Source organism: Mesorhizobium sophorae (assembly GCF_002270415.1).
GTDB lineage: Bacteria > Pseudomonadota > Alphaproteobacteria > Rhizobiales > Rhizobiaceae > Mesorhizobium > Mesorhizobium sophorae.
Window position 1 is genome coordinate 38492 of record NZ_NNRI01000007.1, and the last position, 20909, is coordinate 59400.

20 protein-coding genes and 1 pseudogene are annotated in these 20909 nt (G+C 59.7%); 16 read left to right on the forward strand and 5 right to left on the reverse strand.

Annotation, left to right across the window (positions count from 1 at the left end; genetic code table 11):
- The first annotated feature begins 39 nt into the window (after positions 1-39).
- The 14 genes and pseudogenes from nifW (at position 40) to CGZ66_RS40650 (ending at position 12931) form a co-directional block, all read left to right on the forward strand.
- Positions 40-420 carry a nitrogenase stabilizing/protective protein NifW gene (gene nifW / locus CGZ66_RS04675; RefSeq protein WP_095082068.1) on the forward strand — a complete coding sequence of 127 codons (381 nt, stop codon included), beginning with the start codon at positions 40-42 and terminating at the stop codon, positions 418-420.
- Between the two features lie 183 nt (positions 421-603).
- The gene (locus tag CGZ66_RS04680) at positions 604-1455 is read left to right on the forward strand and encodes an electron transfer flavoprotein subunit beta/FixA family protein (protein ID WP_095082070.1); all 852 of its coding nucleotides are present in this window, start codon (positions 604-606) and stop codon (positions 1453-1455) included.
- Between the two features lie 16 nt (positions 1456-1471).
- Positions 1472-2581, forward strand: coding sequence for an electron transfer flavoprotein subunit alpha/FixB family protein (locus CGZ66_RS04685; protein WP_095082072.1), 1110 nt, complete (start codon positions 1472-1474; stop codon positions 2579-2581).
- 11 nt (positions 2582-2592) lie between these two features.
- Positions 2593-3900, forward strand: coding sequence for an FAD-binding protein (locus CGZ66_RS04690; RefSeq protein WP_095084245.1), 1308 nt, complete (start codon positions 2593-2595; stop codon positions 3898-3900).
- Positions 3901-3907: 7 nt separating this feature from the next.
- Positions 3908-4207 carry a ferredoxin family protein gene (locus tag CGZ66_RS04695; protein ID WP_095082074.1) on the forward strand — a complete coding sequence of 100 codons (300 nt, stop codon included), beginning with the start codon at positions 3908-3910 and terminating at the stop codon, positions 4205-4207.
- 324 nt (positions 4208-4531) lie between these two features.
- Positions 4532-4932, forward strand: a pseudogene (locus CGZ66_RS40645) (helix-turn-helix domain-containing protein); the annotation flags it as partial.
- A gap of 238 nt (positions 4933-5170) precedes the next feature.
- On the forward strand, positions 5171-6652 hold the full coding sequence (nifB, locus tag CGZ66_RS04705) for a nitrogenase cofactor biosynthesis protein NifB (protein ID WP_095082076.1): 1482 nt from the start codon (positions 5171-5173) through the stop codon (positions 6650-6652).
- A gap of 33 nt (positions 6653-6685) precedes the next feature.
- Complete coding sequence (locus tag CGZ66_RS04710) at positions 6686-6880, forward strand: 4Fe-4S dicluster domain-containing protein (RefSeq protein ID WP_095082078.1); 195 nt, start codon at positions 6686-6688, stop codon at positions 6878-6880.
- Positions 6881-6941: 61 nt separating this feature from the next.
- Positions 6942-7262: a nitrogen fixation protein NifZ gene (locus CGZ66_RS04715; protein WP_095082080.1), complete on the forward strand. Its 321-nt coding sequence runs from the start codon at positions 6942-6944 to the stop codon at positions 7260-7262.
- A complete protein-coding gene (gene nifT / locus CGZ66_RS04720; protein ID WP_095082082.1) occupies positions 7259-7471 on the forward strand; it encodes a putative nitrogen fixation protein NifT in 213 nt (70 codons plus the stop codon). Before CGZ66_RS04715 ends, nifT begins: the two co-directional genes overlap by 4 nt.
- 40 nt (positions 7472-7511) lie before the next feature.
- Positions 7512-8432, forward strand: a complete 921-nt coding sequence (locus tag CGZ66_RS04725; RefSeq protein ID WP_095082084.1) for an SIR2 family NAD-dependent protein deacylase — start codon at positions 7512-7514, stop codon at positions 8430-8432.
- Positions 8433-8501: 69 nt separating this feature from the next.
- On the forward strand, positions 8502-10355 hold the full coding sequence (locus CGZ66_RS04730; protein WP_245331070.1) for an ABC transporter ATP-binding protein: 1854 nt from the start codon (positions 8502-8504) through the stop codon (positions 10353-10355).
- Positions 10355-12256, forward strand: a complete 1902-nt coding sequence (locus CGZ66_RS04735; protein ID WP_095082088.1) for an ABC transporter ATP-binding protein — start codon at positions 10355-10357, stop codon at positions 12254-12256. Before CGZ66_RS04730 ends, CGZ66_RS04735 begins: the two co-directional genes overlap by 1 nt.
- A gap of 498 nt (positions 12257-12754) precedes the next feature.
- Positions 12755-12931 (forward strand): DUF2087 domain-containing protein, encoded by a 177-nt coding sequence (locus tag CGZ66_RS40650; RefSeq protein WP_245331018.1) that lies wholly within the window; start codon positions 12755-12757, stop codon positions 12929-12931.
- A gap of 450 nt (positions 12932-13381) precedes the next feature.
- On the opposite strand, the gene CGZ66_RS40325 is transcribed toward CGZ66_RS40650, so the two are convergent.
- The 5 genes from CGZ66_RS40325 to CGZ66_RS04770 all read right to left on the reverse strand — a co-directional run bounded on the left by CGZ66_RS40325 (position 13382) and on the right by CGZ66_RS04770 (position 19410).
- The gene (locus tag CGZ66_RS40325; protein WP_206073676.1) at positions 13382-13591 is read right to left on the reverse strand and encodes a hypothetical protein; all 210 of its coding nucleotides are present in this window, start codon (positions 13589-13591) and stop codon (positions 13382-13384) included.
- 18 nt (positions 13592-13609) lie between these two features.
- Complete coding sequence (locus tag CGZ66_RS04755) at positions 13610-14485, reverse strand: tyrosine-type recombinase/integrase (protein ID WP_206073677.1); 876 nt, start codon at positions 14483-14485, stop codon at positions 13610-13612.
- Complete coding sequence (locus CGZ66_RS04760) at positions 14475-15563, reverse strand: hypothetical protein (RefSeq protein ID WP_245331019.1); 1089 nt, start codon at positions 15561-15563, stop codon at positions 14475-14477. Before CGZ66_RS04760 ends, CGZ66_RS04755 begins: the two co-directional genes overlap by 11 nt.
- Before the next feature lie 437 nt (positions 15564-16000).
- Positions 16001-17776, reverse strand: coding sequence for a nif-specific transcriptional activator NifA (gene nifA, locus CGZ66_RS04765; protein ID WP_095084246.1), 1776 nt, complete (start codon positions 17774-17776; stop codon positions 16001-16003).
- A 716-nt stretch (positions 17777-18492) separates the two neighbouring features.
- Positions 18493-19410 (reverse strand): LysR family transcriptional regulator, encoded by a 918-nt coding sequence (locus CGZ66_RS04770; protein WP_095082092.1) that lies wholly within the window; start codon positions 19408-19410, stop codon positions 18493-18495.
- A 252-nt stretch (positions 19411-19662) separates the two neighbouring features.
- Here CGZ66_RS04770 and CGZ66_RS04775 point away from each other — a divergent pair, with 252 nt between their 5' ends.
- Positions 19663-20253 (forward strand): NodA family N-acyltransferase, encoded by a 591-nt coding sequence (locus tag CGZ66_RS04775; protein ID WP_095084247.1) that lies wholly within the window; start codon positions 19663-19665, stop codon positions 20251-20253.
- Positions 20250-20906 (forward strand): chitooligosaccharide deacetylase NodB, encoded by a 657-nt coding sequence (gene nodB, locus CGZ66_RS04780; RefSeq protein WP_095082094.1) that lies wholly within the window; start codon positions 20250-20252, stop codon positions 20904-20906. Before CGZ66_RS04775 ends, nodB begins: the two co-directional genes overlap by 4 nt.
- The last annotated feature ends 3 nt before the right edge of the window (positions 20907-20909 follow it).

Consider the following 20909-nt stretch of genomic DNA (forward strand, 5'->3'; position numbering starts at 1 on the left):
CTCCGCCATCGCACACAATTTCCGACCTTGGAGAATGCAATGAGTTGTTCCGCTGACGGCCGTCCCTTCGATCTCACGGATATCCTCGCGCGGCTGAAAGGCCTGTCGGCTGCGGAGGAGTTCTTCGCCATCCTTGGCGTTTCCTATGACCCCAAGGTGCTCAATGTCTCGCGGCTCCATATCATGAGGCGGATGGGCCAATACCTTGCGAGCGAAGATCTCTCCGAACTGCCCGACTCGGTGATCGCTGCGCGGGTCCGCGGCACGCTGGAGCGCGCCTACCAGGACTTCGCGATTTCCTCGCCGCTCACGCACAGGGTGTTCAAGGTGCTCAAAGACCACGATCCGGACAAACCTGCTACGCCGGGCCGCACCTTCGTCCCGTTCGAGTCCATGCTGAAACGGTTCGGGAAGGAATGAGCGCGACACGGATGCGACGCAACAATGTCGCCAAGTCGACAAATGGGGGTCATCACGACGAAGCCTTCAGAAGCAACCAACCGAATTTCCGGCAAGAGCGGCGCGCAAATGATTGGCATGAATGATGCGCGAAGGAGACGACCGCAAAGCCCGCATCCGGACAGGAGCCTAGAGAAACCGCCAATGCACATCGTAATCTGCATCAAGCAGGTGCCGGACTCGGCACAGATACGCGTCCATCCGGTGACGAATACGATCATGCGTCAGGGTGTGCCGACCATCATCAACCCATACGACCTGTTCGCCCTCGAAGAAGCGCTCAGGCTACGCGACGCTTATGGCGGCGAGGTCACAGTGCTCAGTATGGGTCCGCCAATGGCAGAGAACGCGCTGCGCAAGGCGCTCAGTTATGGGGCCGACCGCGCGGTGCTCTTGACCGACCGCTATTTTGCCGGCTCCGACACGTTGGCGACCTCCTTCGCTCTTTCCCAAGCAATCGCCAAGGTTGGCGAGACGTTCGGCACGCCAGACATCGTCTTCACCGGCAAGCAGACGATCGATGGTGACACCGCCCAGGTCGGACCCGGCATCGCCAAGCGCCTCGGTCTCTTGCAACTCACCTATGTCGCGAAGATCGCCTCCATTGATCTCGCTGCGCGCGAGATCAATGTCGAGCGCCGCTGCGAAGGCGGCATGCAGTTGCTTAAGAGCAGACTTCCTTGCCTTGTCGCCATGCTGGAAGGCACCAACGAGATCCGCCGGGGTTCGCTTCAGGACGCCCTGTGCGCAGCGCGCAGCCAAGTCGTGAAGTGGAGTGCGGCCGAGGCCGGCATTGAGGACCTCACCAGATGCGGCCTGCGCGGCTCGCCGACGGTCGTCAAGCGTGTTTTCGCCCCGACCCCACGGGCGGAAAAGGCGGAGCGTATCGAAACCGCGGAGAAGACGCCGCGCGATCTCGCTGACGAACTCGTCGCCGCACTCTTCACCCGGCAGCCGGAATTGGCACACGAACTCGCCTTCAACAACGACGCGTGAGGGCAAGGAGCAGACGATGTCGACCCCGAACCGAGAAACCCCTCGCCCTGCCGCCGGCCGTGCCGGCATAAAGAAGGAACTGCCTGACCGTTTCAAGGACCATCGGCATGTCTGGGTTTTCATTGAGCTCGAACGCGGCCAGGTTCATCCCGTATCCGTGGAACTGCTCGGCGAAGGCCGCAAGCTGGCAGACAAGCTTGGCGTCCAGCTTGCGGGCGTCGTGCTCGGACCGCCTGAAGAAGCCACCCGCAACGCCGTTGCCGAGGCCTTCGCTTATGGAGCCGACATGGTCTACCTCGTCGAGGCACCGTTGCTGGCCGACTATCGGAACGAGCCTTTCGCCAAGGCGATGACGGATCTGGTCGATACCCACAAACCGGAGATCCTTCTGCTGGGCGCGACCACGCTCGGCAGGGATCTTGCCGGCTCCGTGGCGACGACTTTACATACGGGGCTCACGGCCGACTGCACCGAACTGGACGTGGATACAGACGGATCGCTCGCCGCGACCCGTCCGACTTTCGGCGGTTCCTTGCTATGCACGATCTATACGCTCAATTGCCGGCCGCAGATGGCGACAGTGCGTCCCAGGGTCATGCCCATGCCGCAGCGCGCCGACAGGCCGGTAGGTCGTGTCATCGAGCACAAGCTGTGGTTAGCCGAGGATGAGATCGTCACCAAGGTCCTCGGGTTCCTGCCGGATAGCCAGTCGGCAAAGGCAAATCTCGCCTATGCCGATGTCGTGGTTGCGGGAGGCCTTGGTCTCGGCGGCGCGGAGAATCTGCAGCTTGTGAAGAATCTCGCGCGCGCGATCGGCGCCGAACATGGCTGTTCGCGCCCGCTGGTCCAGAAGGGCTGGATGCCGGCTGATCGGCAGATCGGCCAAACCGGCAAGACCATCCGGCCGAAGCTTTACATCGCGGCCGGGATTTCCGGCGCCATCCAGCATCGCGTTGGCGTCGAGGGCGCCGATCTCATTGTCGCCATCAACACCGATCCGAACGCGCCGATTTTCGATTTTGCCCACCTTGGAATCGTCACTGATGCGATCCGCTTCCTGCCCGCACTGACGGAAGCCTTCACCCGGCGGCTGTCGCCGCATAGTCGCGACAAGCTAGCGAGTTAAGGAAGATGGACATGATCGAGGAAGAATTCGACGCCATTGTCATCGGGGCCGGCATGTCCGGTAACGCGGCTGCTTACACCATGGCAAGCCACGGCCTGAAGGTGCTGCAGTTGGAGCGCGGCGAATATCCGGGTTCCAAGAATGTCCAGGGTGCCATCATGTACGCGAACATGCTGGAGAAGATCATCCCGGACTTCCGGGACGATGCGCCTCTCGAGCGGCATCTGGTCGAACAGCGGCTTTGGGTGATGGACGACACCTCCCACACCGGGATTCACCACCGGTCGGACCACTTCAATGAGGCGAAGCCGAACCGCTATACGATCATCCGCGCACAGTTCGATAAATGGTTTTCGCGCAAGGTGCGCGAGGCTGGCGCGACGGTTCTTTGTGAGACGACCGTGACGGAGCTCGTCCGAGATGGCAGGGATAGGGTGATCGGCGTCCGCACAGATCGGAGCGGCGGAATAATAGGCGCGGACGTGGTCGTTCTCGCAGAAGGTGTGTGCGGGCTGCTTGGCACCCGGGCCGGCCTGCGATCGATGCCCAAACCAGAAACCGTGGCGCTCGCCGTCAAGGAGATGCATTTCCTGCCCGAAGAGGTCATCGAGCAGCGGTTCGGCCTCAACGGCGATGAAGGCTGTGTGATCGAGGCGGTGGGCACGATCTCCCACGGCATGGCCGGGCTCGGCTTCCTCTATACCAACAAGGAGTCAATCTCATTGGGCGTCGGCTGCCTCGTTTCCGATTTCGCCGCAGCGATGGAGAGCCCTTACGCTCTCCTTGACGCCTTCAAAAACCATCCTTCGATCCGGCCGCTGATCGCCGGCTCCGAGGTCAAAGAATATGCCGCGCATCTCATTCCCGAAGGTGGCTACAAGGCGATTCCGCAGCTCTTTGGCGACGGCTGGGTGGTGGTCGGCGATGCCGCGCAGTTGAACAACGCCATCCATCGCGAGGGTTCGAACCTCGCCATGACCTCCGGCCGTATCGCGGCTGAGGCAATCGTTCAGCTCAAGAGGCGCAGTCATCCAATGACTAAACGGAACCTATCTCTTTACAAGATCATGCTTGACAATTCATTCGTGGTCAAAGATCTGCGCAAATACAAGGACATGCCAGCCTTGCTTCATACCAATTCGTGCAATTTCTTCACCACATATCCGCAATTGCTGTCCAAGGCCGCGCAGAACTTCCTGCGCGTCGACGGCACCCCTAAGATCGACAAGGAAAAAGCGACCACGGCCGCCTTCGTCAAGGCTCGTTCGCGCTGGGGGCTGGTCAGCGACGCGGTCCGCCTAGCATGCGCGTGGCGCTGAGGGAGAGATGACGATGGCAGTGACCAAGTTACGCGTCGAGGACAAGCTTTACCACAACCGCTACTTGGTCGATCCTGGCCGCCCGCATATCAAAGTGCGACCGCACGAGAAGCCGAGCCCGAACCTTCTCGCCCTGACCCGCGTGTGCCCGGCCAAATGCTATGAGTTGAACGACGCAGGCCAAGTGGAGATCACCCCCGATGGCTGCATGGAGTGCGGCACCTGCCGGATTTTGTGCGAGGCCAGCGGTGAGATCGAGTGGAACTATCCGCGCGGCGGCTTCGGTGTCCTCTTCAAGTTCGGATGATCGGCGGCGCCCGCACTGTTCAAATGAATACTGGAGTTCAAACGACCAAGGCGCGCTTGGGAGGAGTATCCTGGATAACCGCTGAGGTGTTTCGATGGCCCATATGCTGCGGGATCGGTTCGATGAAGGAGGTCCTCCGGACATCGGGCCGGAACCGGCCCTCAAAACCATGCACAAAGCCGATCTCTCACTCAGGGAATTTATGAGATATCGAAGGTTCTGACTGCGCCAGCTCCGCTGGAGATTACGCTCGCCAACGTTGTGAAGGTCCTCCCGTCCTTTCTGCAAATGCGCCACGCAGCAGTGGTTGTCCTGGACACTGCTGTGCGCGAGCTGGAAAACTGCGTGCAATGGACGGCTACACTTGCTCGGTCATGGACAATCACTTCGTCGGACTTCGCCTGCACGAATAGTCAATGCCTTTCTTCGCTCCTGTGGAAAGCAGCCGAGAGTTCGCATGGCGCCAATGCAATCGACGGGCTGTCACGCAGCAACATTTTGCCGGCTGGATCAGGGCTGCTGGCCAGCCGCATCGGCACTCCACACGACAAGGTATCGTCCCTGCTTGCCCAGCGACAGCCCTGCGTCTGACAGAGCGCGACCGGCTGATCGACACTATGGAGAAGGTGGGCTGGGTTCAGGCAAAGGCCGCCCGTATCCTCGACCTCACGCCGCGGCAAATCGGCTACGCTCTGCGCCGGTATGGCATCAAGGTGAAGAAATTCCAGAGATCAGATAACCTGCAATGGCGGGCTGCATCAGCGCTGCTGAACTGTGGCTCAGACACGCTTGCCTTCGCGGCCCCGATCCGCTTGTCCGCCTGTCGGAATGCCGACAAAACGCTGTCCGAACAAAACGACAGAATTCGACACGGAAAGCCAATTCGTGAATTAAAACCGCTCTTTGAGCTGGCATGGCTCTTGCGCTTCCAGCTGCGACGTCCACCAGCAACGGAGCCGTTCGATGCCCGCACCGATCGTTTCGCTTGAGGCCCTGACCAGCACGACGACTTTCGACCAATTGCTGGCGACGGCGAAATCGGCTGGCTGCACATCGCCATCCTGCGGCTCGTCGGAGAAGCCAGACGACTTGGATCCGGTTGTCTGGGAGAGAATCAAGGATCATCCCTGCTTTTCAGAAGAAGCCCACCATTATTTTGCGCGCATGCACGTTGCGGTCGCGCCGGCTTGCAATGTCCAGTGCAACTATTGCAATCGCAAATATGACTGCGCCAACGAAAGCCGGCCCGGAGTCGTCTCGGAAAAGCTCACTCCCGACCAGGCGCTACGCAAGGTGATCGCGGTTGCCAACGAAGTGCCGCAGCTTTCGGTACTCGGCATCGCCGGACCGGGCGACGCCTGTTACGACTGGAAGAAGACAAAGGCAACGTTCGAGCGAGTCGCCAGAGAGATCCCCGACGTCAAGCTGTGCATATCGACCAATGGACTCGCGCTACCGGATCGCGTCGCCGAGCTTGCCGACATGAATGTCGATCACGTGACGATCACCATCAACATGGTCGATCCGGAAGTCGGTGCAAAGATCTATCCTTGGATCTTTCACGGCCACCGCCGATACACCGGCATCGAAGCCGCCCGGATCCTGCACGAGCGGCAGATGCTGGGTCTGGAAATGCTGAGCGCGCGCGGCATCCTGACCAAGATCAACTCGGTGGTGATCCCCGCCGTCAACGACGAGCATCTGATCGAGGTAAATAAATGGGTCAAGGAGCGCGGGGCGTTCCTGCACAATGTCATGCCCCTGATTTCCGACCCCGCGCACGGTACGCATTACGGCCTGACCGGGCAACGCGGCCCCAATGCAACGGAACTCAAGGCCCTCCAGGATCGTCTCGAAGGCGGCGCCAAGTTGATGCGCCATTGCCGGCAATGCCGGGCCGATGCCGTCGGCCTGATCGGCGAGGATGATGGCCAGGAATTCACACTCGACCGAATTCCCACCGAGGTCACCTACGACGCCAGCAAGCGCGAGGCCTATCGCGAGGTGGTCGCGCACGAGCGCCGCGATCACATGGCGGCCAGAAGCAAGGCGATCGGAATGCTCAAGGCAGCAGGTTCCGGCAAGTCCCTTCTTGTGGCAGTTGCGACCAAGGGCGGCGGCCGTGTCAACGATCATTTCGGCCATGCGAAGGAATTCCAGATTTATGAAGCCTCGCCGCGCGGGATCACCTTCGTCGGGCATCGCAAGGTCGAGCAGTATTGCCTCGGCGGCTGGGGCGAAAAAGGCACCCTCGCAGCAATCATCGCTGCTCTGGGGGGCATAGACATCGTGCTGTGCGCCAAGATCGGAGATTGTCCAAAGGATCAACTCGCGGAAGCTGGAATCCGAGCGAGCGACGCTTACGGGCATGACTACATCGAGACGGCAATCAGCGCGCTTTACGCCGCCGAGCTTAGCGTCCAACCGCTGGCGGCGACGGCCTGAGCCGTCTCATTCCCAACCGAACCAGGAGTTACAATGAGTTTTAAGATCATCGCATCCCAATGCACTCAATGCGGCGCTTGCGAGTTCGAATGTCCCTCAGGCGCGATCGAATTCAAGGGCGAGAGCTACGTGATCGAGCGGGACAAGTGCACCGAATGCGAGGGGGCCTTCGATACGCAGCAATGCGCCTCGGTGTGCCCTATGCCGAAGACCTGCGTTCCTGCTTGATATCCGGTGGCCTGAAACGCCTTTATCAACAAACTGACACCTCAAGAAGGAAGGAACGGCCATGGGGCTCGGACGCGAACAGGAGGTCGAAATCCACCAACCTCCACGATTTGAGCCGGGTGAGCGGGTCCGTGCCACGCGCCACATAAAGAATGACGGCACCTTTCCTGGCAGGCAGATCGGCGAAAACCTCGTGCGGAAGGGCGACGAGGGCTATGTGCGCGATGTTGGCACCTTTCTCCAGCAGTTCTTCATCTACGCGGTCGAGTGGATCGATCGTGGCACGGTGGTCGGCATGCGAGCGCGTGAACTGATGAGCCTCGACAAGGTCGAGGCTCCGAGCAGGACCGACAGCACTGTGAATGAAGGAACGGCCAGATGAAAGTAATGATCCGCAGGACCGGCGCTGGCTTGTCGGCGTATATCCCCAAGAAGGATCTCGAAGAGCCGATCGTCAAACTCGAGAAGGAAGCGTTGTGGGGCGGGGCCGTGACGCTCAAAAACGGCTGGCGATTCGTTTTACCCGACCTTCCACGCGATACGCCTTTGCCGATCACCGTCGAGGCAAGGAAGATCTCCGACGAGGACTAATGCCGCGGATTGATAGAGAGCGCGACCAGAGGAAGCGAGCATGAACACGATCCCACCCTCGAGGCACCTCGTCATTGTCCGGGACAGCTTTGCCGAAAAGCTGCTTGAGCTTGCGAAGCAAGCGCTAGCCGCCGATCAGGTGATCCCGTATCTCGGTCCGGGCCTTCTCCGGCTGAGCTCCGCGGAGCCGACTGTACCGTTTACCTCGGAAGCCGTCGCCGCGGCGCTCAACACGAGGATGCCAGCACCTTCCAAGATCCGCACCAATATGTGGTCGGTCGCGCAGTTTATTGAACAGCGCCGGCACCGCCGCACACTTCAAACATGGATGGCCGAGATCTTCGCAGCGCCGGCGGCGCCGACTGTCCTCCACGCCTGGCTCGCAACGCTGCCGCTCTCCCTCATCATCGACAGCTGGTACGACGGCGCCATGCGGGCGGCCCTCGCAGATGCCGGCCGAACGGACGTCGTCGAGATACAAGGCGTAACTCGGGCGAACGAATTCGGTGACATTTGGACGAAAACGTATGATTTGTCCGGCAACGAACTCGAATCCGGATCGGTGGCAAAGACGGTCCTCTATACACCTCACGGCAGCATTAGGCCGGCGGCAAATTTCCTAGTGGCGGATTCCGACTATGTCGAAGTCCTTACCGAAATCGATATTCAGACCCCGATCCCAGACGCGGTGAAGGAACGGCGCAACGATCGGGGTCTTTTCTTCTTCGGCTGCCGCTTCAATGATCAGATGCTGCGCACCTATGCCAGGCAGATCTTGAAGCGCTCCATAGGCCCACATTGCACGGTAATGGATGCGCAAACGCTGACCAGAAACGAAGCCCGTTTTCTGGCGGCAAGCGGAATCACGGTGATCGATATGTCAGCAAGCGAAGCGGTGGCTCGGCTTGTCGGAGCGCGCACTGCAGCAGATGGCCAGGATCAACTTCGCGGACGCCTTTGATATGGAAAGCCGTCCGGCTTGCCGTCAAGGGGGCAAAATTCAGTCGGGAACACACCCGTGAGCAATGCCATTGGCACAGCAACGAACGCTCTGAATTCGGCCACCCATGCGGAGGCGACCCGCCGGGGGCGAGGCTTGAATACGCTGCTGCGCATTACGCGTATGAACTTGCGGCACCCTCGGCAGGTCACCTTCGCTTTCGGTTCCACGATCGGAGCAGTAATCCTCCAGTTGCTCATTCCCCAGCTTCTCGGGCGGGCTGTCGACCAGACCCAGATAGCGATCGGGGACGGTGTCACGGGGACCACGGCAGAACAAGCGCTCTGGACCCCGGCTCTGCTGCTGCTCGGTGTCAGCGCGCTACGCGGCCTCTTCACGATGGCGCAGAACTATTTTGCCGAAGCCGTCGGGCATCAAGTCGCGTACGAACTGCGGCTCGCTTGTTACGACAAGATCCAGCGTCTCAGCTTTTCCTATCACGATCGCGTGCATTCAGGTGATCTGATCATGCTCGGCATTCTCGATCTTGACGGCGTGCGGACGTATTTTTCCAACGCACTGGTTCGCGTGCTCTTGCTCAGCATGCTGATCGGGATCGGCGCCTACACTATGATCTCAACCGACCCGGTGCTCGGCCTGGTCGCGCTGAGCTTCGTACCTTTCGTCGCCTGGCGCTCGTCGGTCACACACCTTAGGCTGCGCGCCACCTGGCTAGACCTGCAGGAGCGGCTTTCGGTCCTGAGCCGCGTGATGGAGGAAAATCTCGCAGGCATCCGGGTCGTCCGCGCCTTTTCGGCACAGGCTTATGAGATGCTGAAGTTCGACCGCGCCTCGAAGAACGCGCTCGACCGCGCACACCACCAGGTTGACGTCTCCGTGCCCAACACATCGGCAATGACCCTCTCCTTTTTTTTCGCCATGGGGTTGGTGCTCTGGATCGGTTGCAACAAGCTCATCGCCGGCGATATCACGGTCGGGACGCTGGCGACGTTCCTGACCTTCATGACGATCCTGCAAATGCCCGTCCGCCAGATCGGTCTGATGGTCAATGCCTTCGCCCGCGCTTCGACTTGCGGTTCGCGTCTCTTCGCTCTCCTCGACCAGGATATCACGATCAGGGATGCTCCCGGCGCCAGACCGCTCGAGATCAGTGAAGGCATTCTGCGGTTCGACAATGTCTCGTTTGCATATCCCGGTACCGAAAACCGCGCCATTTTGAAGAATATCAGCTTTGAAGCCCGCAGGGGCGAGACGATCGCGATCGTCGGTCCGCCGGGTTCCGGCAAATCGACAATGGCTCATCTGATTGCCCGCTTTTACGACGTGAGCGGGGGCGCCATCACGCTTGACGGGCATGACATCCGCGGGGTCACCCTCGCGACGCTTCGCAAGATGGTCGCCGTCGCACAGCAGGATGCATTCCTTTTCACCACGACGATCGAGAACAACATCGCTTACGGCGATCCCTGGGCGAGGGAACAGCGGATCGAGCGCGCCAGCGAATCCGCCCAGCTGCACAGCTACATCCTTAGCCTGCCATCAGGCTACGAGACGGTCGTCGGCGAACGCGGCGCCTCTCTCTCGGGCGGCCAGCGCCAGCGTCTCACGATAGCTCGCACGATGATGCTGCGCCCATCAATCGTCGTTTTCGACGACTCAACGGCCGCGATCGATGGGGCCACCGAGCAGCGCATCCGCGCGGCGATACGACGTTTCGCCAAGGATAGGGTTACGATCATCATCGCCCACCGGCTGAGTTTGCTCACGCACGCCGACCAGATCCTTTTTGTCGACAACGGCGAGATCGTCGAGCGCGGTACCCATCAAGAGCTCTTGGTCAAGCGAGGACGCTATAGCGCCTTGCACGATTTCCAGTTGCGCGCCAGTGATGACATCGCGATCGCGAATGGAGGCGTGACCTGATGGCCAAGGGGCATGTCAGCGAACCCGAAACCGAAACCAATGACGGCAGGCGCCCCCCGCGCGCGGTCGTCGGCTCCCATCGCATCGAGGAGGAGATGTTCGGCCGGGCTTTCGACAACAACATCGTTCGGCGCATCTGGGCCTTCGTCCGCCCCTACCGCGCTATGGTAATCATCTCCGTCGCCGCATTGATGATCTTCACCGGTACGCAGCTTCTCATGCCGCTTATCATCCGTTACGCGATCGACCACGCCATGACTTCGGCTGGCGCTGATCGCTCCGCCCTGCTTGCGGCCGCCGAGGCGTTCGGCCTCACCATTGTGGTTAATTTCGGCGCCGCCTACACACAGGAAACCGCGGTGGGGAAAATGACCGAGAACGTCCTCTTCGATATCCGCCGCGCCATGTTTGGTCATCTGCAGAAGGTTTCGCTCTCCTTCATGGACAAGACCGAGGTCGGACGCCTGATGTCCCGCCTTCAAGGCGACGTCTACGCCATCCACGAATTCCTCGAAACCTCAATCTATTCCGTAGCCGATTTTGCGCTTCTCTTCGGCATTGTTTTCGTGATGTTGTACCTCGACTTCCGCCTCGGCCTCCTGACGCTCTCTGTCCTGCCGGCCTTGTTGATCATCCGGATCGTCTGGTTGCCGCGTGCCCGCCATGCCTTCATGGCCGCACATGAGACCAATTCGGTCGTCAATGGCGCGCTAGCCGAAGCCATTCACGGCGTGCGTACCATACAGTCCATGCACCGTCAGCAGGTAAATTTCATGCTCTATGACGATAAGGCACATGCCAACCTCAGGGCTCACCTGATCGCTGCCAGGTGTGCACAGGTCATGGTCCCGATCGTCGATGGCCTCACCGGCCTGGCCATGGCCGTCATGATCGCGGTCGGCGGCTCCATGGTCATGAATGGTAGAATCGATGTGGGCGTATTGGTCGCCTACCTGTTCTACATCCAGCGCTTTTTTGACCCAATTCGCTCACTTACCCTGCAATATTCGGTCATGCAGCGTGCCATGGCCTCCGGCAAGCGCCTGACCGATGTGCTCGACGTCAAGATCGAGGTACAGGACAAACCGGGTGCCAGGGTGCTTTCGCCGGAAATGGGCGGCTCGGTCGAATTCAGGAACGTCACCTTCGGCTACGAACCCAACCATCCGGTGCTGAAAAATGTCTCCTTCCGGGTCGATCCCGGCGAGACGGTCGCCTTGGTCGGGCCAACCGGTTCTGGCAAATCGAGTGCGATGGCCCTCGTCCGCCGCCTCTATGATGTTCAGCAGGGCCAGGTGCTGGTCGGCGGACATGATGTGCGCGATCTCACCCAAGAATCGCTCGGCGGCCAAATCGCCATGGTGCTGCAGGAGCCGTTCTTATTCACGGGGACGGTCTTCGATAACATTCGTTACCATAAGACCGACGCCACGCGCGACAAGGTCATCGAGGCCGCCAAGGCGGTCTGCGCCCACGACTTCATCATGAGCCTTGCCAACGGCTATGAAGCCGAAATCGGAGAACGCGGTGGCAACCTTTCTCTCGGCCAGCGCCAGCTCATCAGTTTCGCCCGCGCTCTCGTTGCCGACGCCAAGATCCTGGTTCTTGATGAGGCCACCGCCAACATCGACAGCTACACGGAAATCCTGATCCAGAAGGCTCTGAGAAAACTTCTTGAAGACCGCACTGGCCTCGTCATCGCCCACCGCCTTGCAACAATCCGTGGTGCCGACCGCATCATTGTACTTCAGAATGGCCAGGTCATTGAGACCGGCAACCACGACCAACTGATGGCCATGGGTGGGTTCTATTCCAAACTCTACAATCTTAACTACGCATCCTTCGACGACATTCCCGAAGAAAAACTCGATACCACCGCACTAGGGGGGTCCCGGACCTGATGTAAAGTCGGCCGCTGTCGGCCTCAACCGTTCCATCTGGTTGAGGCCGACGAGATCGTTGGACCTGGCGTGCTCGTCGGCGATAGTGTCGGCGGCCGCGCTACATGATCGGGCTCGGCGGCCAGGCTGCGTCGCATCTATCTCGCAGATTCGCGATGGCGTCTCCGGGCTGATCAGTCTCGACAGCAGTCCATCCCGAAGCTGGACCATGCGCGATGTGTCCCCGCGGGTCACTTCAATATTCCCCCGGTTAAGCTCAGTCAAACTCCTCCACCCGCAAGGCAGGACAGATGTGGATTTGTTAGTTTGACTTTGTTTCCCGGGCAAAGGCTTCAGCGGCTTCTTTGAGGCGATAGCAGTCATGAAAACAGCGCGTATCCAGGTCCGCAGCGATGCCGATGCCGTTCTGGTAGAGTCCATCGAGCGCGCAAAGAAGGCCATGCGAACGGGTATCCCTTCGGAACCTTCACATTCAGTTCGCCCTCGCAGCTGTTCACGGTGATCAGCCCCAAGCGGTGGGAGCTGATCGAGCACCTGAAGCGCGTGCATGACGATCTGTCCGGGCTGATCGATTGGGGCATCATCGAGCGCACCGACGACGGAAAGGTTTACGTGCAGATTCCGACATATCCGGCCGGGCATTCTAGCTTGAAGCCGGCCGCCGTTCCGACGTGAAGCTGGCCACCATTCCGATTAATATCCGGCCACTTTGAAGCCTGAGAAGGAGCACCTGGGTCAGCAACTTTGGCATGACGGTCCTTTGGAACAAGAGACGCGTAATGCCGGCAAAGAGAAGGCTGACCATGAGACATTTACGACAGATGCTGCGGCTTGCGGGTGACGGAACGAGCGCCCGAGAGATCGCCCAGAGGCTGGGCACAGCGCGCAGCACCGTGCAGGATAATAATCTGAAGCGTGCAGCTCCGGCGGGGTTGAACTGGCCGCTGCCGGGCGAGCTGACCGACGACGCGCTTGAGCGCCGGCTGTTCGCCAGGGCGGGCTCAAGCAGGGCCTGCGGCGGCTTCCGGAGCCGAATGGGCGGGGCTGGCGCTGGAACTGAAGAGCCGGGGCACGCTAATGCTCGCCGTATCGCGCCGTCCATCCCGGCGGCTATGGCTGCAGTCGTTATGTTGCGGCCAGATTTATGTTGCGGCTGCAGGGGTGAGCCAAGGCTCTCGGTGATTTCCTCGGCCCAAGCCGCCACATAAAGAAGAACGGCGATGGCAATTGCACTACAATGCTTTCAGGAATGCCATCAATGACGGCAGGGAATCGTTGACGTGGGGGCTTTTTCAGGCTGCTGATATCAACCTTGGCCAACGCCTTGGCCTTCATTTGCAGATCCACCTCGGCTTAGATGTGCGTGGTGTCCAACGACACATGGCCCAGCCAAACGCGGATCGTGTTGATATCGACACCTACACGCAGGAGGTGGACGGCTGTCGTGTGCCGAATCGTATGGGGGCTGACGCGCTTCTTGGTCAGGGTCGGAACGGCTTTGCTTGCCATGGCAGCATATTGCGTCACGACGCGGTGTATTCCGAACCGCGTCAGAGGCTCCTTCATCCGCCCAAGAAAGACTGCATCGCTTTTATCCCGATCGATCACCAGGCGGGCCAGCGATGTTGCCGTCGCTGGCCACAATGGGCAGATCCGGATCTTGTTCCCCTTGCCATGAAGACGCACTGAAGGAAACGCGCCCAGTTGAAGATTGCCGACCGTCAATTTTGCTACCTCATCCGCGCGAGCACCGCTGTTGTACAGGAATAGCAGCAGAGCATGGTCGCGCGCCCCCAGAGTCGTACGCCTGTCGGGTTGACCGAGAAGCGCATCCATCTCGGCCTCTTCGAGATATCCGATCGCGGCCTTTGCGGTCTTCTTGAATGGGATTGCCCTTATCTCGGAACACCAGGCCAGGTGGACCGGCGACCGCGTGCCGATGAAGCGAGCCAGTGAATGAATGGTCACAAGCCGTTGGTTGCGGGTTGCATCGCTGCATCGGCGATCACGTTCCAGATGGTCCAGGAACTTACGGGCGACTTCCGGCGTCAGCTCTTCGACGGTCATGCAATCGATGGCACAGCCTTCCTGTTTGCTAGCGAACGGCAGCAACAGAGCCAGCGTGTCGCGGTAGCTGGCTTGGGTGTTGCGGGAAAGATTGCGCTCGGCGACAAGATGTTCCAGTAGAAACCGACGAATCCACGGACCAAGGAGGTTTTTATCCGTCATGGTTGGCCTCCATCGCGTACGGTGCAAAGCGCTCGCTGGCCGCCTCGAGGAGATCCGGCGTCATCTGCAAATAGCGCTGGGTTGAATGTTTCATAATGAGTCCTGTCCGGTTGATGGAGCGGTAATTAAGGCACGGCGGGCGGGAACGGCGTTCGGACCCGGGCGGCCTTTGATAATCGTGAGGCCGGAAGGAGTATCCCGCAGACCACGGTTGAGATTGTCGCTGCAGACTTTGGTGATGAGCCCTGGCGCCCCCATTGATGCACCGTGGTCTCGGCGATCGCGAAGTGTTCGGCCACTTCCTGGGTGATGAGCAGACCACAATCCCGCAGGCGCTGGCGACGGCCGGGCAGGTTGTAGGCCCCACGGATGAAGGCGATCTTCTTGAGTTGAACGGCTTGCCTTCCCAGCTTCGCAGACCGCGTTCATTGAAGATATCGGCGATCTCGCGATCGCAATGACGGTCGAGCAAGCGGTCTACATCGGCGACGAGCTCAGGCTTGAACTTGCGGATCTGGGCGATCGGCAAGGGCCGGTCCAGCGTCAAGGTGCGGGTCGCCCCGCCGGATAGTCGCACGTTTGCGATAATCCTCTCGGCCTTGACCAGGGTGACGTCGGCCACCAGCAGACGCGGGATGCGCTTGCGCTCACTCATGTCGATGCGGGGATCGCTCCAGATCCGCGGGAGTTGCTCGGCAAGATCGCGGACGCGTTGCTGCGTCTCGGCATCGAGGGCAGCGGCTTGCTCGGGCGCGCGTTGTTCATAGTCTTCGACGACGTCGGTGTGGGGCCGCAGCTTCTCGTTCCACTCGGCCTCGATAGTGTCGGCAACGAGGCGATTGGCGGGATCGACCTTCATGTAGCGGCGCCGGGCGAGCTCGGCGTCATGACGCGTCCGCTCCAGGGTGACGTCAAGGGTCATCGGCGTCATCAGCTCGACAAGCAATGCACCCACCGCGGGGTCGACGACTTTGCCGGGCACGGACTGGCATACCTTGCCGCCACGACGGGTGGCGGTCTCCTGGCAGATATAGGTCGGGACGGGTTTGCCGTGCTCTTGGCTATAATGAACTCCCATGCGCTCGCCGCACAGGGCCGCAGAGAACGCGGCCCTGGAGCAAGGCGCTGCCTTCGCGCACCGGTCCGGCGCGGCGCTGCATTCCATAGGCTTGTGCATTGGTGGTGAGACGCTCCTAGTTGGCCCTAAAGCACTCCCAGGCGATATAACCTGGATGCATGTCGGGGATGACGAACCGAGCCATATCCACCTTGATCTGCGAAACGCCACCGCCCGGCCCGGGGCCGTCCACGCGTTCGACCGTAGACGAAGGCGCCGGCATATCTCGGATTATGCAGGACCTGAAGGATGCGGGTGTGCCGTGGCGGCGCCCTCGATCATGACGCGCACCCCTCAATTGGTTCAGCATGCAGACCTTTTCAAATGCACGCGATGGAGCGGCTCGGGCTTCCCCAAACCACCAACGCTTGATTTGTCGATTTCGCTTAAAAGTCCTTTCACAGACGCTTGATCTCGATGCCATATTTCCTCAGCACGTACCCAATCTGGCGCGGCGTCAGCCCGAGCAGGCGCGCCGCCTTTGCCTGGACCCAGCCACATTTTTCCATAGCCGCAATGACACGATCGGCATCAGTCACCCTCGCGCCATTTAAGTAGGCTGGGCCGGCAGGCGCTAACGGCGCAAGCTCGCCTATGGGAGGCGGGACCCCAAGGGCGGCCGAACCGGTGGCGTCGGCCGGCGGCGTGCTCGACTTCACTGGCACCGGGACGATCGGCCCAGCTTGCAGCGAGGCCTTCCACAGCGCCGCGGCAAAGCACTGACCGTCGCAGCAGGCAAGGTCCTTTCTGAAGATAGATGGGCCCGCCGCCAAGACCGCTGCCCGGTGCACGCAATTTTGGAGCTCACGGATGTTGCCGGGAAATTCACAGTTCTTCAGTACCTCAATCGCACTCGGATCGAAGGTCAGCGTACGGCCGTTCTCATCACTAAAATTCTTGAGAAACTCAGCCGCGAGGAGCGGAATATCACTGCGCCTTTCCCGTAACGCCGGCACCTGCAGGTGAACCACGTTGATGCGATAGTAGAGGTCGCGGCGGAACTCGTTCCTTGCAACCGCCTCTTCCAGGTTCTTGTTCGTGGCGGCAATCACGCGAACATCGACCTTAACGGTCTGGTTGCTGCCGACGCGCTCAAACTCCTCCTCCTGGAGAACGCGCAGGAGCTTTGCCTGAAACGACCCCGAGATCTCGCCGATTTCGTCGAGGAACAACGTTCCCTTGTCAGCGAGCTCAAACCGTCCCTTGCGCGAATTGAACGCGCTGGTGAAGGCACCCTTTTCATGGCCGAACAATTCGGATTCCAGGACTGTTTCAGGCAATGCCGCGCAATTAAGTTTGACGAAGGGTCGCTTGGCGCGCGGCGACAACTCGTGAAGGGCCCTGGCAACCAATTCCTTCCCGGTACCGGATTCGCCTCGTATCAGAACCGTGCTCTTTGCCTTGGCAACCACCGCTATCTTCTCAAGCAGCGCGTTTAGCGCTGGACTGTCGCCAATCATCCCCTTGACGTAAACCTTCTTACGCTCCCGCGCAGGCTGCTTTTGCAACCGTTCCCCCTCCGCCATCGGTCGCGCGCGGTCGCCGGGGGACAAACGATGCAACTTAATGGTCTGTCCCACCAGGGTGGCGACAACGGTGAGCAGCTGGACATCACAATCGGGCGGATACCTTGGCCCATTGTCCAGGGCGCGGTCGATGGTCAGGGTGCCCACTACGTTCGCATCCACGCGAATGGGAACGCCGATGAACGACACTGCTACGGTGTCTGAGGCCCCGAGCATTTCAATATCGGCGGCACTGAAGGCCAAATGCAGCGCTATGTTCTCGGCGACGAGCGGCGTATCGGTCGTCATAATCTGATCGATTGCCTTGCGCGGCAGGCGCCTGCGGTAGCGCTCATCGCTGCTCTCGTCCCACTCGGTGCTTACGGCAATGTCCAGTACGCCGTCACCGTTGAACGAAGAGATGATGCCGTGTTGCATCCGCACAAACGAGCGCAGCAGCTTGAGAGTTTTGGCCAAAGCCACTTCGAGTCGGGAGGGAGCGGCGAGTACTTTCGATATTTCGGAGATCCCGGTAAACGCGCTTTCGTACGGCTGCACACCAGGGATCACGTCGTTCTTCTCGGGCTTTGCGTTAGCCCCTTGCGCGTCCTTGTCGCACGACGGCGTCTTCCTGGCCCTTTGTTCGGGTTTGCCGATGTTGTGATGCATGTCGTCCTCGATCTCGCGCTTTGAAAACAATGCCCGTTGCAGGGTGCAGCTGCGACGTTTCGGACAAGCGCGAAAATGGCCCTGACATGAAGTTGGGGCGCCACCATCCGATTGCCCGCCAAGCGGGGCATTGCCTGACGCATGTCTTGGTTTTCCTCTTAAGGCGGGGCCGCCATCTCGGCTTCTGTCAGGCGCAACCGCACGTTGACGAAGTGACCGGATCGAGGGAGGATAGTCAATCGAGCTATCCTTTCATTTGTGAAAGGATACTCGGCGCTCTGATAGAATTCTATCAGGTCAATACATTTCTCTTGTCGGTCTCAAAATCTTGCTGCTTATGCAGTTCCGGCACGTCAAGCCGCCGGCGCAACGCTGAGGAGTCTCTCCCCAGATAAAATACGATATTCTTGGCAGTTGCCCATTTTGCGCCATAACGGCATCCGCTCCAGGACTCGAAAAAGGGGCGTACGCACTCGGAACGAAGGCCCGGGTCTCGCTGGAGTGGCTCTGGTTAAAGGAAGGCCTTGGCCTGGCGCCTGACAGGCCACGGCAGAGACGACCGTGGTGGAGATGATTGGCTTCCTGAGGAAACTCGGCGCTAGACGACCTCGCGGGCGCACTTGCCGCTAGCATCGGTTTCATCCGACATGGGCTATGACCCGGGAGTCGGTGGGAGACGCTCAGTAGACCCAGGAACTCTGCGACCTCCCGTGATCTCACGTTGGAGTAGCCATCCGGGACGCCTGCTGCACCATCATCTCCCGCATCCAGATGCTTGCCGGATCACTGTTGTGAAAGGCGGGCCATTGGACGGTCTCGGTGAATGTGGGAAGCGGCAGCGGGAGTTCAATGATCTTCAGGGGGAACGTTTTTTCGAAATGCTTAACCAGCCGTAACGGCATGGTCGCTACACGATCTGTGCCTGACACCATGGGCGGAATCATGCTGAAGCCCTGCACGGCGACCTCGACACGTCTCTTAAGACCATGCTCAAGGAAAAACCATTCGTCGATAGAGGGCCTCAGCGCGCGCCCGAACCTGACCGCAACGTGCCTCATCGACAAATATCTCTCGAGTGTAACCTGCCGTGGTAGCTGTTTGTTCGTAGGGCAGCCCACGCACACGAGCCTCTCGTCGAACAACGCCACTCTTGAATGCGCGCTCGACGTGTACAAATCCGGAAGAATTACAAAATCGATGTCACTGCGCCGGAGAAGCTCATCCGGCTCGTCGTCGACATGCAGCAATTCGAAGCTGACGGAGGGTGCTTCCCGGGCAACACGCTCCACGACCTTCCCAAAAAATACTAGTGTGATGAAATCGGAAAGAATGATCCTGAAGCGCCGATCGGATTGAGCTGGGATAAACGGGTCCTGGGAAATAATCGAGCGCTGGATTTGCAGGAGTGCGTCACGGACTGCGGGGGCGAGCGCTTGCGCACGCGGTGTCAAAATACGTACGCGGCCGCTCAGGATAAATAGGTCATCATGGAAATAATCGCGCAGCCGGGCGACGGCCGCACTCATCGCCGGCTGACTTAGGTTGATGCGGCGTGCCGCCTCCGTGAGCTTGCGTTCGGTCAGCAGCGCGTCAAGCACCACGAGCAGATTCAGATCAAGACCCTTGAAACGCATGTCTTAAGCCATCCAAAGCGTGTATGCGCTTCATCTAAACAAACGATTGTACCGATTTTGCAGAACCTTGCATAGGGTATCCAAGGATGGAAGCCCTAAACCTTCTGATGTGGGCGGAACATCAAGCGCGTCGCATGTCCATTGCGACCAGATTTGTCGGTGATCTGCGCAAGCTACGTCGCGGCGGCTCGGCGCGACAAGCTAATTGCGTGGGCGCTTAGCTCGAGAAACCGTAACCAAGATGAGGCTTCCATGCGCTCACAGCTACGATGGAGGTTGTGCTGGGAAAATGAGTTGCAACTGGCCGACCACATCGAACTCGCCGACTTCTTCCGAAAGACTTATGGACCGACTGGGGCCTTCAATGCGAAGCCATTTGCAGGCAATCGGAGTTGGGCCGGAGCAAGACCCGAGTTGCGTGCAATCGGCTATGACTCGGGCGGTGTAGCGGCTCATATGGGCTTACTACGCCGCTTCATTAAGGTTGGCGAAGTCGATCAACTGGTGGGCGAACTCGGATTGTACGGGGTGCGTCCGGATCTTGAAGGACTCGGAATCAGCCTTTCGTTCCGAGTCGTCTATCCAGTGCTGCAGGAGCTTGGCGTTCCATTCGCTTTCGGCACGGTTCGGCACGCGCTGCGAAACCATATTGTAAGATTCTTCAGAGACGACTTGGCGACCATTGTGTCGGGCGTTCGCGTACGGTCGACCCAAGCAGAGGTATATCCCGACCTCCCGCCGACGCGCCTTGAGGACGTGCTCGTTGTGGTCTTACCGGTTACGCGGCCGATGAGCGATTGGCCGACGGGTGCAATAATTGACAGGAACGGGCCAGAGCTATGAACCCCAACTATCTGTCCGAAGTGCCGTTTGAGTTCGCCGACCGCGTTAGCGATCGCAGCGTTTATTTGACGTTTGATGACGGTGCTAACCTACTTTTCACACCGCAGATCCTCGACGTGCTGGCGCAACATCGGGTGCCGGCGACTTTCTTCGTCATCGGTGCCTACGCCGCAGAGCAGCCGGAACTGATCCAACGAATGATCGCAGAGGGGCATGAGGTAGGCAATCACACGATGACCCATACGGATCTGTCCCGATGCGGATTCGAGGAAGTACAACGTGAGATATTTGACGCGAACCTGGCCATCATGATGGCGTGCCCGCAGGCCTCGGTGCGCTACTTTCGCGCGCCATACGGGGCCTGGAGCCAAGAGGTGATCACTGCCTCGGAGATCGCTGGGCTGACCCCCCTTCATTGGTCGGTTGACCCACGAGACTGGTCTCGCCCCGGCGTCGATGCAATCGTCGATGCAGTGCTCACCTCAGTCCGTCCTGGCGCAATAGTGCTCTTGCACGACGGGTGCCCTCCCGACGAGCTGACTCTTGGCGCTTACGCCTATCTGCGTGACCAGACCACAACGGCGCTGTCCCGTTTGATTCCGGCGTTACACGACCGCGGATATGAAATTCGCTCCCTTCCACAACATCACTGATCA

Bases quoted from the DNA above. Each gene is read 5' to 3' on its own strand.
- nifT (WP_095082082.1), top strand. From the start codon at position 7,259: ATGAAAGTAATGATCCGCAGGACCGGCGCTGGCTTGTCGGCGTATATC.
- CGZ66_RS04725 (WP_095082084.1), top strand. From the start codon at position 7,512: ATGAACACGATCCCACCCTCGAGGCACCTCGTCATTGTCCGGGACAGC.
- CGZ66_RS04690 (WP_095084245.1), top strand. From the start codon at position 2,593: ATGATCGAGGAAGAATTCGACGCCATTGTCATCGGGGCCGGCATGTCC.
- nifW (WP_095082068.1), top strand. From the start codon at position 40: ATGAGTTGTTCCGCTGACGGCCGTCCCTTCGATCTCACGGATATCCTC.
- CGZ66_RS04680 (WP_095082070.1), top strand. From the start codon at position 604: ATGCACATCGTAATCTGCATCAAGCAGGTGCCGGACTCGGCACAGATA.
- CGZ66_RS04695 (WP_095082074.1), top strand. From the start codon at position 3,908: ATGACGATGGCAGTGACCAAGTTACGCGTCGAGGACAAGCTTTACCAC.
- CGZ66_RS40325 (WP_206073676.1), bottom strand. From the start codon at position 13,591: ATGAAGGCCAAGGCGTTGGCCAAGGTTGATATCAGCAGCCTGAAAAAG.
- CGZ66_RS04710 (WP_095082078.1), top strand. From the start codon at position 6,686: ATGAGTTTTAAGATCATCGCATCCCAATGCACTCAATGCGGCGCTTGC.
- nodB (WP_095082094.1), top strand. From the start codon at position 20,250: ATGAACCCCAACTATCTGTCCGAAGTGCCGTTTGAGTTCGCCGACCGC.
- nifA (WP_095084246.1), bottom strand. From the start codon at position 17,776: ATGCATCACAACATCGGCAAACCCGAACAAAGGGCCAGGAAGACGCCG.
- CGZ66_RS04685 (WP_095082072.1), top strand. From the start codon at position 1,472: ATGTCGACCCCGAACCGAGAAACCCCTCGCCCTGCCGCCGGCCGTGCC.
- nifB (WP_095082076.1), top strand. From the start codon at position 5,171: ATGCCCGCACCGATCGTTTCGCTTGAGGCCCTGACCAGCACGACGACT.
- CGZ66_RS04760 (WP_245331019.1), bottom strand. From the start codon at position 15,563: ATGGGAGTTCATTATAGCCAAGAGCACGGCAAACCCGTCCCGACCTAT.
- CGZ66_RS04715 (WP_095082080.1), top strand. From the start codon at position 6,942: ATGGGGCTCGGACGCGAACAGGAGGTCGAAATCCACCAACCTCCACGA.
- CGZ66_RS04775 (WP_095084247.1), top strand. From the start codon at position 19,663: ATGCGCTCACAGCTACGATGGAGGTTGTGCTGGGAAAATGAGTTGCAA.
- CGZ66_RS04755 (WP_206073677.1), bottom strand. From the start codon at position 14,485: ATGACGGATAAAAACCTCCTTGGTCCGTGGATTCGTCGGTTTCTACTG.
- CGZ66_RS04770 (WP_095082092.1), bottom strand. From the start codon at position 19,410: ATGCGTTTCAAGGGTCTTGATCTGAATCTGCTCGTGGTGCTTGACGCG.
- CGZ66_RS04735 (WP_095082088.1), top strand. From the start codon at position 10,355: ATGGCCAAGGGGCATGTCAGCGAACCCGAAACCGAAACCAATGACGGC.